We start from the raw sequence: 14599 nt of genomic DNA, 5'->3' as shown, positions 1-14599 counted from the left end.
CCAAATGATCTGATCGATCGACTTAACGCTCGCAAGTGCGAAGCGTGCAGCGATACGACGGGACCATTCGAGATGCATCATCTCCGCCGGCTAGGAGACTTGCGAAGCGGATCGCTGACGGTCTGGAAACGGTCCGGTTGGCGGCGCAAGACCATTGTCCTGTGCCCGTCATGCCGTACAGCCGTCTCCGGTCGAGAGCATGCGCGTACGGAAAGCCGTGTGCACTGAAAGGTGCCCGCACGGTTTGGGGGGAGGCGTAGGGATATCCTCTTCGAGGTGTCCCGCGCCTACCCTACCGAGACGCTGCGCGGCTCGGTTCACCAGAGTGCGGTGCGGCGACAGCCGCACGCGCAAAACGGAGCAAGAAGCAACCACCTGAGCTCGGACGTCTGAAGCATCGGAAAACGGTTCTTCTGTTCGTTCTTGCCCACCCTAGCATCTGGCTGGGATGAAAATTCGGCCTTTGAAGGACCACGAGATCCCACGATCCGGAATCCCAGTCGTGTGTTAGCGATGGGGAACGCCTGCGGGACTAAACGATTCGTCTCAGCGTGGGAGAACCTTCAATGCTGATGACCGAGCAAAGACGGCCAGCGTTCCGCACCCTGCGCGGTTGGGCGATCAACGTGCTGAACGAAGCCGGCGCCATCCGCGAGTGCGAGGAGCACGGTTGGATGCAAGACCGTGCCGATCCGTATGCACGAGAGCGGGCCTTCGACATCGCCCGTCGAGATCCGCCAGCAGACGTATCCCGTCAAGCAGCGGAGGCCGCGGTTCGCGACGCGCTGGACTCGATTGGTGATACCTGCCCAGAATGCCCTCCTGACGAGGAGGACCGGCTCTAGGCCCCGACCCCGACCCTTCTCCGCCTCAGCGGCCCAGCCGTTTCTCCACGCGCTTGCGCGCGTTGCCGACCTTTTTGACGGCCTTCTTCACCGCTCGCGCCGACCTTCCCGTCTTCTTTGCCTCGTACTGCACTTCGTAGTCCTGCCCGCCTGCCACCCGCGCCCGGTCCTGCCTTCGTCCGCGCGCCGTTTTGCTCTTTTTCGCTCCCGCCATGGGTGCCTCCTGTTGTGACATCGAAGCAACGCGACAGGGATTCGCAGGTTCCGGAACGATTCGAACTGTGCCAATTTGAATCGGCTGTAGCGTGGAGTTCTTCGGTGGCGTTTCAGCGTAAAAAGCAGGCGGTTATCGGCGTCAAGGCGCCTTTCCCCGGCTTCATCGAACCGGCCCTGGCCACCTCGAGCGATAAGGTGCCGTCCCTGCATTACGCAACACGCACTGAAGGATTGGCCCTTGAATGAGCCGGACGTCGACCCTGCCCAAGCGCTTACAGCCAATGCTCGCTACGCTCACCGACGCGCCGTTCGACGACCCCGACTGGGTTTTCGAGGATAAGTACGATGGCTTCCGGATGATCGCGGAAATCCGGCGGGGCAAGGTCTCGCTCTACAGCCGCAACGGCAAGATCATCAGCCGCAGCTATATTGAGGTCGCCAAAGCGCTGGAAGGCGTGAAGGGCGACGCCGTGATCGATGGCGAACTCGTTGCGATCGGAAAGGACGGCGTCTCACATTTCCAGCTACTTCAGAACGCACTGCGGCATGAAGCGAAGCTCCTGTATTGCGCGTTCGATCTCATGTTTCAGAACACAGTTGACTTGCGCAAACAGCCTCTTCTCGAGCGCAAGGAACGGCTGAAAGCGATCTTGCCGCGTCACCGGCTGATCACCTTCAGCCGACACCGCAAAGCGAGCGGCACGAAATTCTTCGCCGAGGCCGAGCGGAAGGGCTTGGAAGGCGTCATGGCGAAGCGCGCCGACAGCGCGTATGCGTCCGAAAGCCGGACGGCGGATTGGCTGAAGATCAAGACAGCAAAGCGGCAGGAAGTGGTGATCGCGGGCTTCACGGCGCCGAGGCGTACAAGACCATACTTCGGCGCCCTGGTCCTCGCCGTGCGGGAAGACGACACATGGCGCTACATCGGACATGTTGGTACTGGCTTCAGCCACAAGGTCCTGGAAGACCTCCATACCAAGCTCATGAAGCTGACGACCTCGAAATCACCCTTCCCTGCCAAAGTGAAGGACGAGGCTGCCACGACCTGGGTCAAGCCCTCGTTGGTTGCCGAGGTCAAATTTGCGGAGTGGACGAGTAAGGGCGAACTGCGCCAGCCCGTCTACCTCGGGCTCAGGTCTGACAAGCGGGCGAAGGACGTCGTGCGTGAGCGAGAACGTCCGCGCAAGTAGTGCTTCCCTTCGGCGAAAGCCGGCAAAAAGGATTGACGCACCCTCCGCCGACACTCATTCGCCTCCAAGGTCGTGGATTTCCGGTCGCATGCCGTCAGGCGTGAGTTCGAGCGTCGCAAACGTGATCGGCAGCTTGAAACGGCGAGGTCCCGCGCTGCCGGGATTCAGGTAGAGAATGCCACCGACCGTGTCGATCTTCGGCACGTGGGAATGCCCGGAGATGATGACGTCGATGCCGGCGCCGGGATCGACCTTCAGCGTCTTCAGGTCGTGCAGAACGTAGATCGACTTGCCCGCCAGACGTACGAGTTTCGTGTCGGGGTAGTCGCGAGCCCACTCGCCATTGTCTACGTTTCCACGAATGGCCGTGACGGGTGCGATCCCGCGAAGCGCGTCGACGAGCTCGGGCCGCCCGATGTCGCCGGCATGGATGATATGATCGACGCCCGCCAGGCCTCGTTCCGCCTCGGGCCTCAACAGGCCGTGCGTGTCCGAAATGATTCCAATCCTGAAGATCATTTCCCGGCGCTCTCAACCGCGATTGCCAAAAGACGATCGAGAAACTCTACCTGAGCGGACAGCATCTTGGTCCGCGCTAACTGGATATCAAACCATTCCGCGCGGTCGACTTCGGGAAAGCTCTGCCGTCGACCGGTTCGAGGCGGCCATTCGACGTCGAAGGTATTGCTGGTCAGCGCTGCCGGATCAAAGTGTCCCTCGCCGGCGAATGCAATGACGCGCTTGCCTCCTCGCGATCGGACTTCCCCCAGCGCCTGGAGCGGACCAATCGAAGCGCTCGGGCCGAGTTCTTCGGCAAATTCGCGTCGAGCGACGTTTTCCGGAGCATCATCGGGATCGATTTCGCCCTTAGGAATGGACCAGGCGCCATCATCCTTGTTGCGCCAGAACGGACCGCCGGGATGAACGAGCAGTACCTCGAGGCCCCGCGCTCCCTTGCGGTATGCGAGAATGCCCGCGCTCACGGTCGATCTCCTGGAAGTCTTGTTCACCGCAGCCATATCGCTCCTACTTTGCAGAGCAGTCGAGCGCCGGCGAGCCGTCCTGCCATACTGGACCGCGCTCGCTGCTTAGCCTCGTCCACGAGCCTGTGCAGCGCGGCTTCGGCCTCGCGGTCGGCCGCCTTGCTGGCGCGCGCACCGACCCGCCGGGCCGCCACTAGACGGCCGACAATATGATCTCGGGTGACCTCGTTGAGATGGGATTAGCCATTCGCCAAAGCCTGCGGCGGACAACGAAGTAGTGGCCGTCCGTCGTCACCGGATACTTCACGACGCCTAAGCCGACTTCCGCTGCGGCTTGGCCGCCGGCTTCTTCGCCGCGGTCTCCTTTGCCGGCTTCTTGCCGGTGATCGGCATCAGCATTTCCTTCTGCCCGGCCGCCGCCTTGCGCGGCTTTTTTCCTGATTTCTTGGGTGCCGCTGGAGCTGCCGCGCCCTCTCTTCCGATGCTCTTGCGCAGCGCGTCCATCAGGTCCACGACGTTCTCACCTCGAGGACGCGCTTTCGCGGCGATGGGCTTGCCCGCGCGCTTCTGATTGATGAGATCGATAAGGGCGGTTTCGTACTGGTCTTCGAACTTGTCCGGCTCGAAATGACCCGCCTTCTGATTGACGATGTGCTTGGCAAGATCAAGCATGTCCTTGGTGACTTTTACATCCTGGATATCGTCGAAATACTCATCCGCAGAACGGACTTCGTAGGGATAGCGCAGCAAGGTCCCCATCAGCCCCTTGTCCAGCGGCTCCAGCGCGATGATGTGCTCGCGATTGGTCAGCACCACGCGACCGATCGCGACCTTGTTCATTTCGCGGATGGTTTCACGGATAACGGCGAAGGCGTCGTGCCCGACTTTGCCATCTGGGGTCAAGTAGTAAGGGCGGATCAGGTAGCGTGGGTCGATCTCGCTGCGGTCGACGAACTCGTCGATCTCGATCGTTCGCGTCGATTCCAGCGCGACGTTCTCGAGCTCCTCCTTCGTCACCTCAATGAATGTGTCGGTGTCGACCTTGTAGCCCTTGACGATGTCTTCGTTGTCGACCTCCTCACCGGTATCAGCGTCCACCTTGGCGTACTTGATGCGGTGGCCGGTCTTTCGGTTGAGCTGGTTGAACGAGACTTTTTCGGATTCCGAGGTGGCCGGATAGAGCGCTACCGGACAGGTGACGAGGGAAAGACGCAGGAAGCCTTTCCAGTTAGCGCGGGGGGCCATTGCGGGGAACTCCATACTGGTGCCGGATTCAAGACGAACGGCCGGGCTTGGTTCCGACACCGCGCCCCGTCCAACAGGATGATTTTTTCTCGATGAGCGTCTGGAGGACTCGACTTTTGTTCTTTTTATGTTCTAATTCGGAATGACCGATCGACCCGCGAGCTGGCGCATGCCGACCCCGAAGCAGATGGAAACTGGCCGCGGAAGCTGCCCGTAGACCGGCCCCCTCTGCGGCGGATCTAGATGTGCCACTTCCGGCGGAATATTGGGAATCGGTCCTGAAAGCTCCTCGCGCCGACGAGAGCGGCGCCCAGAAGCGGCAGCGACGTCTTTCTGAGATTCAACGCCACGTGCTGCGCGTCTCCTGCCGCCGCTGCGAGCGGACCGTGGAAATCCAGAAGGCCGATGCAGTCCGATTGTATGGCGACAACGCGCTTTGGAAGGACGTGGCGCAGCGGTTGCTCGACAACACCTGCCAGCAGCGCAACCGGCAGGCATGAAGAAGACGGGTGCTGGCCGGCGTTCGAGACGCCGTAATTTTTCCCGATTGCCGTTCCGATCTCTTAGCGCCTGAATGTCCGGATGGCCCCAAAGTATCACCCCACGCCCCTGTCGGGCGGCGATCGCAAGGCTCTGGCCAAAGAGCTCGGCAAGGCGCGTGCGATGGCCAACATGCTTGCTGCCCAATCGGCGGAGAATCCGAGCCAAGGGCAAAGCCCTGGTCCAGCAAGCTGACAAGCTGCTTTGCGAAAGCTGGAACGAGCGGATGTGGAGCGACGGCGAACCGATCGATCCATCGCCCACCATCGACCAGGCTGTGAATGGAGGCTTCCCTTGGCTCGAGATCAGGTGCACGCGCTGCAAGACGCCGAGCGACGTCGACCTCGCGGCGATGAAGCATCCGCCAACCACCTTCGTGCACGATCTCGCCAGCCGGCTGCGCTGCCGCAAATGCGCCAAGGCGAGCCGGCGTCCATCCGCGACTCTGCTACAGTTGGCTTGGCAGCCTCGCCACCCTCGAACCGAAACCTGATTGATGTGCAATCTCTATTCGATCACGACAAACCAGGCCGCGATCAGCGCGCTGTTCCGCGTCGTGAACCGATACGTCGGCAATCTGGCGCCGATGCCCGGCGTGTTCCCGGACTACAAGGCACCGATCGTGCGCAATGGAGCCGAAGGCCGCGAGCTCGCCACGGCGCGGTGGGGAATGCCATCGTCGTCAAAGGCATTGATGGACGCAACCAAGAAACGAGCCGAGAAACTGCAGGCCAAGGGCAAGGCAGTGGATTTCAAGGAATTGCTCAGAATGGAGCCGGATGGCGGGACGACCAATATCCGGAATGTCAAAAGCAAACACTGGACGAGATGGCTGGGCGCCGAAAACCGCTGTGTGGTGCCGTTTAATTCCTTCAGCGAGTTCAACAAGGCCGAGGGCGGCGATATCTGGTTCGCGCTCCATGAAACCCGTCCCCTCGCCTGCTTCGCCGGCATCTGGACCAACTGGACATCCGTTCGAAAGATCAAGGAAGGCGAGACGACCAACGACCTCTACGCGTTCCTCACGACGGAGCCGAACGCTGAGGTCGGCGCCATCCATCCCAAGGCGATGCCGGTGATTCTGACGACGCCGGAGGAAGTCGAGGTCTGGATGACGGCACCTCCGGACCAAGCCCTGAACCTGCAGCGGCCGCTTCCGGACGAAACGCTCCGGATCGTTGCCCGCGGCGCCAAGGAAGACCCGGCCGGGCTGCCGGCGTGACGGACGACGACGATAAGGGATCGGGCCCGTCCCGTCAGCGCAAGATCATCCGCGTCGACATGGATGCGTTCTACGCATCGGTCGAGCGGCGGGATAATCCGGACCTCCGTAGCAAGCCGGTGGCGCTTGCGAGTATGTCCAGCCTGACTTAACGATATTAGAGCGCGAACTGTATCGGCAGGTTTGTTATGCGGAGAGTCGCTGACGTCCGACTATGACCCACCACGCCCGGATTGCTCCGATCCGCGCGAATGGCAGACGTCGCACTCGGCATGCTCGCTCCGACTGATCACGTTTCCCTTGCATTTGTCCGTGCCGCAGGCTTCCCGCACGACCGGATAGTCGGCGCTGCACATCAAACAATGGAGGGTGGATTTGTCCTTCAGATAGGCTGTCCTGCATCGGACAGGGTCGACCTCGTGATACCGCACGGAAGCGTCCGCAACGCAGGCATGGCAGAGATATCTGCGCGTGGTCTTCTCAATGCCGAAGAGCTTCTTGAACGCGCTTTTCTTGACCGCGGACAAGATCAGCGGCAGCTCGTACATGACCTCGGCGGCCGCGGACGTGTACTTACCGTCCTGGAAGAAGGCCAGGCCGGTGCGCGAGGCGAAGTTGACGCGGTCCGTGAGCCACGCTCTGTCGCTCCAGAGCTCGATGTACTGGTCGACGAGGATTTCCAGAAGCTTGTCCGGTTCGAAGTTGGAGCCCGCGTGACCCAAATGCGCGATTTTGTTTCTGAGCGATCGGATCTCGTTGTATGTCCGGACGTAGTCGTCGCTCAGCGCTTTGTTGCAGAGGGAATTCACCGATGCTGGAAGATCGGAGGCGTCGATGGTCCGCAACTCGGAGAAGTCGATGTCGCCAGGTATAGCGCTGAACTTGGGATTGCTGTTGAGCAGCAGGAGGTATGGGCTCACCCCACAGATCCTCGCCTTCAAAGCCAGTTCGTTCGATTGCTGAATGACCGAACACACGGCCTGAAATTCAGGCTGATAGCCCTGAATGTATTCCGACCACTCCTCGGCCCAATCGCCTTTCTCCGGTCGAGGATCTTCGCCCGGCGGGAACGTCTCGTCGAAGTGGGCTCGGATGTAGATCAGGGACGACCAGGCCGAGAAGTACAGCCGCAGCGCGACATCGTTCAAGGCCTGCGGCGTCGGGACATTCACGATCATGCGGGCTATCCGTTGGACGATGGCGTGTACACTATCGCCGCGATGCAACAGGGTCCATGCCACCTCGCTCCGCCTGCGCCTACTGGTCGGGCACCATTACGTGGAGGATCGTCCGTCCGCACCGAAGTCTGCAACTGAGCCGACCACGACGCCGCCACTTCTGCTTGAGGATATCGGCGCGGCTTGCGGCCAGTTGGGATTAAACTAAGTTGGTCATTGCGGCAAGCGAGGGCGGCAAAGTGGCGACGAGGAGTTCGTATGGCTGAAGTGGTTTATCTCACCGGAGCGCCGGCCACCGGCAAGAGTACGCTTACCAGAGCTTTGAAATCGCAGATCGCGGATCTCCAGATCTTCGAATTCGGCGAGCGACTGACGGCAAGGCTTGCGGGCTCCGGCCAGGTGACCGATCAGGCCGACCTTCGGTCTCAGTCTGCGCGAGCGATAACCCTCGACGACGTCCGCGCGGTGGATCGAGAGCTGCTCGATTTCGTCGCGACGCACAGGGCGACCCGCCCCGTCATCATCGACAGCCACGCCGTCACCAAGGAAAGCTACGGCTACCGGGTGACGCCCTACAGCCTTAAGGAGTTTGAAAAGCTCGGACCTACCCAGATCTGGGTGCTCTACACCGAACCGCAGGTGGCGCTCCGACGCATCGCCGCCAACGCGCAGGGGCGACCGCGGATCACAGAAGAGGAAGCGCGCTTCCACGCGCAACTTCAGGCCAGCGTCGCCATAACCTACGGGATGCACCTCGGGACGGCGATACACTTCTTCGACTCCGCGGTGCCGGGCGAACAACTGGCAGCTCAACTCGTCGCGAGACTATCGCGCTCCTGAATTGCGGCTGCGATCTTCGATGGCTTTCGCTATCTGCAGGTATCGCCCAAGCTGGCCTGCGCGCCACTGTCGTTCCGACCAGAACCACAATCTGCTATCGCGCACCACCAGCCGGAGAGCCGGCGGATCGACCGCTTCGAGGTGAGAGAGCAGCGTCGTCGGTAGGACCATGCGTCCTGTGCCGTCGAGGCGGAGCCGAATGTACCGGTCCATCGCCGCAAGCGCGACTTCGCTTCGATCGGGCTCAGTGAGACCTTGCAGGACCGCTTCGATCTGGGCGATCCGGTCCGCTCCCTCCCCCCTCCACGACACGACCTCGGCCGATCCGTCCGCTTCGAGGATCGCCAGGAGCTCGGTCGTCCCGGCCGACAGCCATTCCAGACGCCGCCGGGCCATCAGCGGAATGGACATCCGATCCTTCGAAGACAACCCCACGACCTCCGTCCAGACCGAGGGATGCACCCGTGATACCGGGTTCCAGTTTGGCTCGCGACCAGCGCTCATGGGACGGTATGGGAAAAATTAAACAACAGGATTTCCACCGGCTTTCAACACATCTATACACAGCAATTACTGGGGCTGTCACCGTATATCGTTTGCGTCTCGCTTGACCAGAGTTTACGGTCTTTGGGAAGAATTCAGGATCATGCCGATGCTTGCCCGTACCCGATCGCTGCCGCTTGAAAGTTCTCCGCCGCGCGCGTCGTTGACCGAGACCATTTGCTGGTCGCGCATGCAGACCGAGGCCGGACAGGAGCTTCAAGCGATCGTCGGAAGGAAGGAGCTCGAACGCTCGGCCGGGAACGGCGTGTTTTGCTGGGGCGTGGGCAATGCGCCCTCCCGGTCCATCCCCCAACTCGCCCGCGCCGGCGCGGATGTCGACGTCGTCTTCTCGATCATGAAGTCCCGCCCGAAAGCGGTCGATGTCGCCCCCAGCCGCCTTCGCATCTGGCGGTCTTTCTTCGATCATTCCGGCCGGGAGCAGCCCCTGCCGCCGGCCACCCTGATCACGAGTAGAGCCGATGCCGGCATACGGGCTAGAAACGTCCACTATGCGTTGATGTGCCGATCCGACCGGGAGCTGAGGCTGGGCGATTTCGGACCGTTCGATCCGAGCGCCTACCGCAACGTCTCCGACACGGGGGGAGCCGTGGGCGCGTCGCAAGTGACCGCCCTATTGCGGCGCGTCACCAGCGAAGCGCCTGCTCCCGCATACAAGGTAAATCTCAGGGCCAAGCTCGGGCAGGGATATTGGGTCCGGCTGGGCGACCCGATCGATCTCACCGCGGATCGACGATCGATGCTCGAACGGGTCTTAGCGAACCTGTTGTCCGTAACCCCAAGCGAGTGGCTGCGGATAGTCTCCGGTCTGCGATCGGGACCTTCGAGCGCGACCGAACTTCAGCGCAGGCTGTTCTAGTCTCCTAGAAGCGTGTAGAACGAAACGGGAATCAGCGGCGGACGGGCGGTGACAAGGTGGCGGCTGAGTCGGGCAAACTCAGGAAGGATCTGAAAGACGCCGGCTTGAGCGATCAGGCGATCGACGCCGCGTGGCCGACTTGGTGGAGCGAAGAGGCGGACGGATCGGCTTCGGCCCGCGCCGAATTGCGGTTCGCCCTTGCCCGCAAGCTCGGGGTGTCGCCGAAGGCCCTGTCGAACGATCGCGTGGAGTTCGTCTGGCACGATACGGCACGGTTCAAGCACCTGTCTGGCGAAGGAGCCGTGCAGAAAGCCGCGCTCGCCTCCTTCGGGGTGGCGGTCGCACACCTCCTTCTTCAGGGTGTCGGCGAGGCGGCCATCCGCCCGCCTTCGGCGGAAGAACTTCGTGACGCGATACGAGACGGCGGCGCGCCATTCGTCGATCTCACGTCTCTTCTGGCGACCTGCTGGGCACTCGGCATCCCGGTCATCCACCTTCGGGTGTTTCCCCTCGCGACGAAGGCGATGCATGCGATGGTCGTCGAGGCCAACGGACGCTTCGCAGTTCTCTTGGGAAAGGATGCGCAGTACCCGGCGCCGGTGGCATTCACGCTGGCGCACGAACTGGGGCACGCCTCGCTCGGCCATCTCAATGGCGCTTCGGCCATCGTGGACCTCGACGATCCAATCGAAAGCGAACAGGAAGACGACGACGAGAAGGCCGCCGACAGGTACGCGCTCGCTCTGCTGACCGGCTCCCCCGAACCCGACATCCGGACCAACATCGGCAAGTTCGGCGCACGGCAGCTTGCGGCAGCCGTCCAGGAAGAAGGTCCAAAGCGGGGCATCGAACCCGGAACGCTGGCTCTCTGTTACGCCTACCGCACCGAGAACTGGGCTCGCGCCATGGCGGCCTTGCGCCACATCTACTCCGAGAAGAAGCCAGTCTGGCGCGAGGTGAACGGCTTTGCGGAAGATCAGATCGACTGGTCCGCACTGAGCGATGATTCCGCAGAGTTTCTAAGAACGATCATGGGAATGCCGAATGGCTGAACTCGTGCTCGTCGACAACGACGTCCTGTTCAAGGCGTCGTGCTACGGTTTGGCGCCCGATCTTATCGACATTTTGGCTGGCGGAAGCCGCGCCGTGGCCGGCCTTGCGCTGGCGAAATTCGTCCTAAAGCGGAAGATCGAGAAGTCGGGCAAGATCGTCGACCGGCAAAGGGCCGCGAAGGCGCTGGACGCCGTGCTCGCCTCGATCTCTGCCCTCGAACCCGACGATGCCGAACTCGGTCTGGCCGCGCAGTACGAAGAGCACGCGCTGTCGGCCGGTTACGCGTTCGACTCGGGCGAGAGCCAATTGCTTGCCGTGCTGGTCAATCGTGCGGCGAAAAACATGGTGACGGGCGACAAGCGGGCCGTGACCGCCGCCTGGCAGTTGGCCACCGATCTCGAAATCGTTCCCGCGCTCGCTGGGCGCTTCGGGTGCTTCGAACAGATCATGATCGGGATCTGCGCCAAGAAGGGCGGTCCGGCGCTCGCGGCTTCGGTCTGCGCCGAACCTGCCGTAGACAAGGTGATGTCCATCTGCTTCGGATGCTCGTCGACGTTCGACGAGCAGAACATGCGAGAGGGGCTGGACAGCTACGTCGGACACCTGCGCGGCAACAGTGGCGAGTTGCTCTGCGACAAGCTTCCGGCCTAGCGGGGATCCCTCAGAAAGACCGAATAGGGATCGACCAATTCGGCGACCAGATTTATATTGATGTCCGAGGTCTCCGCTTGGTTGGCCAGCTCGGGCTTCTCATCCACGAGCAGGCACGCCTTGTCGACCCGCCCCTTGATGTAGCGGCTGCCGACACGGCCGGCATTGGGTCCTACGGCAACGCGCGTCTCGTGCAATTTCAGGACGTGATCCTCCTCCCTGAGGCTCTTGATCATCAAGGCGTAGCGCGATCCCAGCACGTTGATGTCCTTCGGAATCTCCTGCCAATTCAATCCGTCCACCGAGTATTCGTGGGCCCTCAGCGGCTCAGCTTCGTGTTTCGAATCCATAGCCTGCATGCAGAGGAAGATCGGCGCTCCGCTTTTCTGGACGTCCTCCGCGAACGGCTGCACCATCGTCGTCGGATGACAGGTGTTGCCGCCGTAGCCCCACATGCTGAAGCCGGCCTTTTTGATCTCTTCCGACTTCCGCTTGATGATGTCCGCGAGGGACTCCTGGGCGTGCTTTCCCACCTTCATGTAGAGGATGCCCGCACCCGGACGGATGATGGTCGTCATGACTGTCCCTCCAGCAGAATCAGCTCGTATTCGTCTTCGTTCGCCATACCGTAATTCAACCGCTTTTTCTCGCGGACATAGCGGACCCGCGGAGCTTTCGATCGCCCGTAGAAATTGTTGAGCCGCTCCGGCTCCACGACAGGCGTGCTCTCGACGGCTCTGGCCGCGCCCGGCAACGCCGACAGCACCAGATTGCAGGACTGCAGATCGGGCGCATCGTCCAGGTGGTACAGATGCAGACGCGGCATCATCCTCGACACGAAGTAGCCGCTCTCCGCTCCGAAGCGCTGTACCTTGCCCAGGACCTGCTTCGGCCACTCCAGCTCCTTGTCGTCGGCGATCACGATCATCCCGTCGCCGCGGTAGCCGACCGCTTCCATACCTCGCTGCGCGAACACGTTGACGCTCTCGCCGTCGTTGTGCTGGCCCCACGGTGGATTGGTATAGAATAGGTCGAACGCGCCTGGTTTCGGAAAGGCGTCCAGCACGTTATAGAGCTCGGCGGTCAAGTTCGGAATGTCCTCCTTCTGGGCGAAGCGCCTGATGGCCTCGACGATGCGTTCGTCGAAATCGAAGACGGTGACCGACTTCGGCCCGTACTCGGTGATTCCGCAGTGTTTAAAATAGGCGATCGAAATGCTGATCGCGTCGCCATCGCCGATGAATGCGACGTTCTTGTCCTCGACCCAGTTCGCGACGAACTCCGTCTGCATGACCATGTCGCCGCTCTTCATGTAGATCTGATCGAACTCCCGGAGCGGCCGCGGCCGGTTTTGAACCACGTCCGAAATCGCGTTCATCGCCATGCGCAGGTCGATCTGCTTTTTCGCCATCTTCCCCCCTCAGAAAGCGCGGCAAATCAATCAAAACGAGTATCCGGCTTACGCTTCCCGCGCACACAGGGCAACCGTGCTACCTGGCCGGACCAGCCCTATTTCACAGCAAATTAGACCTAGTCTGACCTATCTATAGGTTGATGCAACTGCATTTCCACCAAGCCGTCCGTGGCCTGAGCGACGCGAGCAAGTCGCGGCTCCCTCGGCCTTCCGCGATGCTCGCAGCGCCAGCGTTCGTCGACGGGTCCAGCCTGCCCCCGTAGCTACCGAATCACTGGGGTTCGTTCGGCTTGCGCCGCCGAGCTGAGGCGAGCTTCACGGCCTCTTCGCTGTCGGATTCGACACGTCGAACGCGATGATATCCGTGCGGTCGACCAAATCGGCATCCAGACCTTCGACCAACATCCCCTCCAATTCTTCGGCCGAGGTCGGCTTATTTGGTCCGTTCGGATGGGCCGGGGTCGCTTGGACGACGTCCCCGAACCAGAACACGAGGTAAATCCCCATCCCTGCAGCACCCGGATCGGAAGCGTAGCCTTGCACCTGCGTCGCGGCGGCTGTCCATAGGTCCGGGTGAAAATGACGTTTGATCTCGACCGGCTCCCGACAAGACGAGCACGTCGGTCCGCGTCGCCTCTCCTCGGCGCGCCTCCGGAATGGCCGCAGCGATCCGGAATTTTTCGAGCTGGTCGCCAAGGCGATCCAGAGAATTGCCGCGCTTTCAATCGACCTCGTATGCGAAATCCAGGATGGCGCAGTCGCCCCTATTTGCCCATTTGCTGAGACCCCGTTCCCTCGCGCTGGGGTGCAGGTCGCGTCCGTCGACCGCGCAATCGTATGCCCCCGTAATCAGCGCCATGACAGGAACTCCCGAATGCTTCTCGCGCAGCTTGCAGAAATAAGAAACTCTCCAATCATCGTGCCGCTCAAATTCTTCACCTAGCTTGAGGGCTTTCATGCGCTCGGGAAACTCGTCGTACATGATGCCTAAGGCATTTATTCCAGTTCTCGAATAGCCTTCCCCGCGTAGGACGAGCTTCCGAATCTGTTCGAGTTTGAACTGTCCGCCGTAAGACCGCGCCAACATGTAGAGGAGCTCCGCGAGCGCGTTTCCTTCGAGGGTCGCCCATATTCGATTTCCCAAGGACAGAACTTCGTCCAAGACGAGGTCGATGGGAAAATATGAGATCTCCTTTTGATAGCGGGCCAGGAGTCGGTTGGCGGCTCCGACTAGTTCGTGGTCGTGCGTCTCCAACGCGAACCGGACCAGATCCCGAACGTGCGTCGCCCTGGCTATCGGATGAACACCACGGGCGATCGACTTCAGTTCTACATTCCCCGGCCCGTCGAGCGGGGCAAGCCACTCGGCCGCAATCGTCGTTGAGCCACGCGCACCGTAAATTGAAGGCCGAAGACGATTGGCCTCGATGCATCCCTGAAGCCAGCAGAACCAACTCTGGCCCGTAATTGACTCGACCAGCACAAGAATGACGGGAATCCTGCATTCACACGCGTATTTCAGGAATTCATTCTTCAACCGAACCGGTCTTTTGGCCGCGGCACCTTCGAAGCTCTTGATCTGGCACTTCAGAAAGTCGGCGGTCGGATCGGGATCGCACAGCTCGACCTCCATGTCGATGCCGACATCCTCCTCCTGATTTCTAACGATCCAACTGCCGAGCCGCTCGAACTGCGCAGCTGCGACTCGGTGTCCCAAGGACCCGATGCGTTGTGAGGGCGTTCGCCGTGGCATGTCCAAAACTTTGCTGGATTTTTAAGATGTGGCGCGTTGTGTCAGTGGC

Annotated in this window: 18 protein-coding genes and 4 pseudogenes; 12 read left to right on the top strand and 10 right to left on the bottom strand. The window is 61.2% G+C overall.

Annotated elements, in window-relative coordinates:
• Positions 1-9: 9 nt before the first annotated feature.
• Both E4K65_RS50065 and E4K65_RS33345 read left to right on the top strand, forming a co-directional pair.
• Positions 10-228 (top strand): HNH endonuclease, encoded by a 219-nt coding sequence (locus tag E4K65_RS50065; protein ID WP_430649046.1) that lies wholly within the window; start codon positions 10-12, stop codon positions 226-228.
• 338 nt (positions 229-566) lie between these two features.
• Positions 567-845, top strand: a complete 279-nt coding sequence (locus E4K65_RS33345; RefSeq protein ID WP_135177724.1) for a hypothetical protein — start codon at positions 567-569, stop codon at positions 843-845.
• 25 nt (positions 846-870) lie between these two features.
• Here E4K65_RS33345 and E4K65_RS33340 read toward each other — a convergent pair whose 3' ends face one another.
• Entirely contained in the window at positions 871-1059 is a 189-nt protein-coding gene (locus E4K65_RS33340) for a DUF3606 domain-containing protein (RefSeq protein WP_135177723.1), read from the bottom strand.
• A 104-nt stretch (positions 1060-1163) separates the two neighbouring features.
• Between E4K65_RS33340 and E4K65_RS33335 the strand changes: the two are divergent.
• A pseudogene (locus E4K65_RS33335) lies at positions 1164-1265 on the top strand (non-homologous end-joining DNA ligase); the annotation flags it as partial.
• Positions 1266-1303: 38 nt separating this feature from the next.
• Positions 1304-2251, top strand: a complete 948-nt coding sequence (gene ligD / locus E4K65_RS33330; RefSeq protein WP_135177722.1) for a non-homologous end-joining DNA ligase — start codon at positions 1304-1306, stop codon at positions 2249-2251.
• A gap of 54 nt (positions 2252-2305) precedes the next feature.
• Here ligD and E4K65_RS33325 read toward each other — a convergent pair whose 3' ends face one another.
• The 3 genes from E4K65_RS33325 to ku all read right to left on the bottom strand — a co-directional run bounded on the left by E4K65_RS33325 (position 2306) and on the right by ku (position 4479).
• The gene (locus tag E4K65_RS33325) at positions 2306-2770 is read right to left on the bottom strand and encodes a metallophosphoesterase family protein (RefSeq protein ID WP_135177721.1); all 465 of its coding nucleotides are present in this window, start codon (positions 2768-2770) and stop codon (positions 2306-2308) included.
• Positions 2767-3270 carry an NUDIX hydrolase gene (locus E4K65_RS33320; RefSeq protein ID WP_135177720.1) on the bottom strand — a complete coding sequence of 168 codons (504 nt, stop codon included), beginning with the start codon at positions 3268-3270 and terminating at the stop codon, positions 2767-2769. Before E4K65_RS33320 ends, E4K65_RS33325 begins: the two co-directional genes overlap by 4 nt.
• Before the next feature lie 276 nt (positions 3271-3546).
• On the bottom strand, positions 3547-4479 hold the full coding sequence (ku, locus tag E4K65_RS33315) for a non-homologous end joining protein Ku (RefSeq protein ID WP_135177735.1): 933 nt from the start codon (positions 4477-4479) through the stop codon (positions 3547-3549).
• A 142-nt stretch (positions 4480-4621) separates the two neighbouring features.
• Here ku and E4K65_RS48925 point away from each other — a divergent pair.
• From E4K65_RS48925 to E4K65_RS48915, 4 genes and pseudogenes are all read left to right on the top strand, one after another.
• Positions 4622-5016: pseudogene (locus E4K65_RS48925) on the top strand (hypothetical protein).
• A 45-nt stretch (positions 5017-5061) separates the two neighbouring features.
• Positions 5062-5512: pseudogene (locus tag E4K65_RS48920) on the top strand (hypothetical protein).
• A 3-nt stretch (positions 5513-5515) separates the two neighbouring features.
• The gene (locus E4K65_RS33300) at positions 5516-6241 is read left to right on the top strand and encodes an SOS response-associated peptidase (RefSeq protein ID WP_135177719.1); all 726 of its coding nucleotides are present in this window, start codon (positions 5516-5518) and stop codon (positions 6239-6241) included.
• Positions 6238-6369: pseudogene (locus E4K65_RS48915) on the top strand (Y-family DNA polymerase); the annotation flags it as partial. The gene E4K65_RS33300 and the pseudogene E4K65_RS48915, both read left to right, overlap by 4 nt.
• A gap of 84 nt (positions 6370-6453) precedes the next feature.
• Here the strand turns inward: E4K65_RS48915 and E4K65_RS33290 are convergent.
• Complete coding sequence (locus E4K65_RS33290; RefSeq protein ID WP_135177718.1) at positions 6454-7419, bottom strand: hypothetical protein; 966 nt, start codon at positions 7417-7419, stop codon at positions 6454-6456.
• Positions 7420-7677: 258 nt separating this feature from the next.
• On the opposite strand from E4K65_RS33290, the gene E4K65_RS33285 reads away from it, so the two are divergent.
• Positions 7678-8259 carry an ATP-binding protein gene (locus E4K65_RS33285; RefSeq protein WP_135177717.1) on the top strand — a complete coding sequence of 194 codons (582 nt, stop codon included), beginning with the start codon at positions 7678-7680 and terminating at the stop codon, positions 8257-8259.
• Here the strand turns inward: E4K65_RS33285 and E4K65_RS33280 are convergent.
• On the bottom strand, positions 8245-8670 hold the full coding sequence (locus E4K65_RS33280; RefSeq protein ID WP_135177716.1) for a hypothetical protein: 426 nt from the start codon (positions 8668-8670) through the stop codon (positions 8245-8247). The genes E4K65_RS33285 and E4K65_RS33280 overlap by 15 nt on opposite strands.
• A gap of 241 nt (positions 8671-8911) precedes the next feature.
• On the opposite strand from E4K65_RS33280, the gene E4K65_RS33275 reads away from it, so the two are divergent.
• The 3 genes from E4K65_RS33275 to E4K65_RS33265 all read left to right on the top strand — a co-directional run bounded on the left by E4K65_RS33275 (position 8912) and on the right by E4K65_RS33265 (position 11383).
• Complete coding sequence (locus E4K65_RS33275) at positions 8912-9679, top strand: hypothetical protein (protein ID WP_135177715.1); 768 nt, start codon at positions 8912-8914, stop codon at positions 9677-9679.
• 104 nt (positions 9680-9783) lie between these two features.
• The gene (locus tag E4K65_RS33270; RefSeq protein ID WP_235885816.1) at positions 9784-10731 is read left to right on the top strand and encodes an ImmA/IrrE family metallo-endopeptidase; all 948 of its coding nucleotides are present in this window, start codon (positions 9784-9786) and stop codon (positions 10729-10731) included.
• 4 nt (positions 10732-10735) lie between these two features.
• Positions 10736-11383, top strand: coding sequence for a hypothetical protein (locus E4K65_RS33265; RefSeq protein ID WP_135177714.1), 648 nt, complete (start codon positions 10736-10738; stop codon positions 11381-11383).
• On the opposite strand, the gene E4K65_RS33260 is transcribed toward E4K65_RS33265, so the two are convergent.
• The 4 genes from E4K65_RS33260 to E4K65_RS33245 all read right to left on the bottom strand — a co-directional run bounded on the left by E4K65_RS33260 (position 11380) and on the right by E4K65_RS33245 (position 14550).
• Positions 11380-11961 carry a hypothetical protein gene (locus E4K65_RS33260; protein ID WP_135177713.1) on the bottom strand — a complete coding sequence of 194 codons (582 nt, stop codon included), beginning with the start codon at positions 11959-11961 and terminating at the stop codon, positions 11380-11382. The genes E4K65_RS33265 and E4K65_RS33260 overlap by 4 nt on opposite strands.
• On the bottom strand, positions 11958-12794 hold the full coding sequence (locus E4K65_RS33255; RefSeq protein WP_135177712.1) for a bis-aminopropyl spermidine synthase family protein: 837 nt from the start codon (positions 12792-12794) through the stop codon (positions 11958-11960). Before E4K65_RS33255 ends, E4K65_RS33260 begins: the two co-directional genes overlap by 4 nt.
• 318 nt (positions 12795-13112) lie before the next feature.
• Positions 13113-13304, bottom strand: a complete 192-nt coding sequence (locus E4K65_RS33250; RefSeq protein ID WP_135177711.1) for a hypothetical protein — start codon at positions 13302-13304, stop codon at positions 13113-13115.
• Between the two features lie 214 nt (positions 13305-13518).
• Complete coding sequence (locus tag E4K65_RS33245) at positions 13519-14550, bottom strand: DUF4365 domain-containing protein (RefSeq protein WP_135177710.1); 1032 nt, start codon at positions 14548-14550, stop codon at positions 13519-13521.
• Between the last annotated feature and the right edge of the window lie 49 nt (positions 14551-14599).

Origin of the sequence: Bradyrhizobium niftali, from assembly GCF_004571025.1 — a bacterium.
Taxonomy (GTDB): Bacteria; Pseudomonadota; Alphaproteobacteria; order Rhizobiales; family Xanthobacteraceae; genus Bradyrhizobium; species Bradyrhizobium niftali.
Note: the sequence above shows the minus strand (reverse complement) of the source record. Positions and strands in the feature narration are given on the sequence as shown.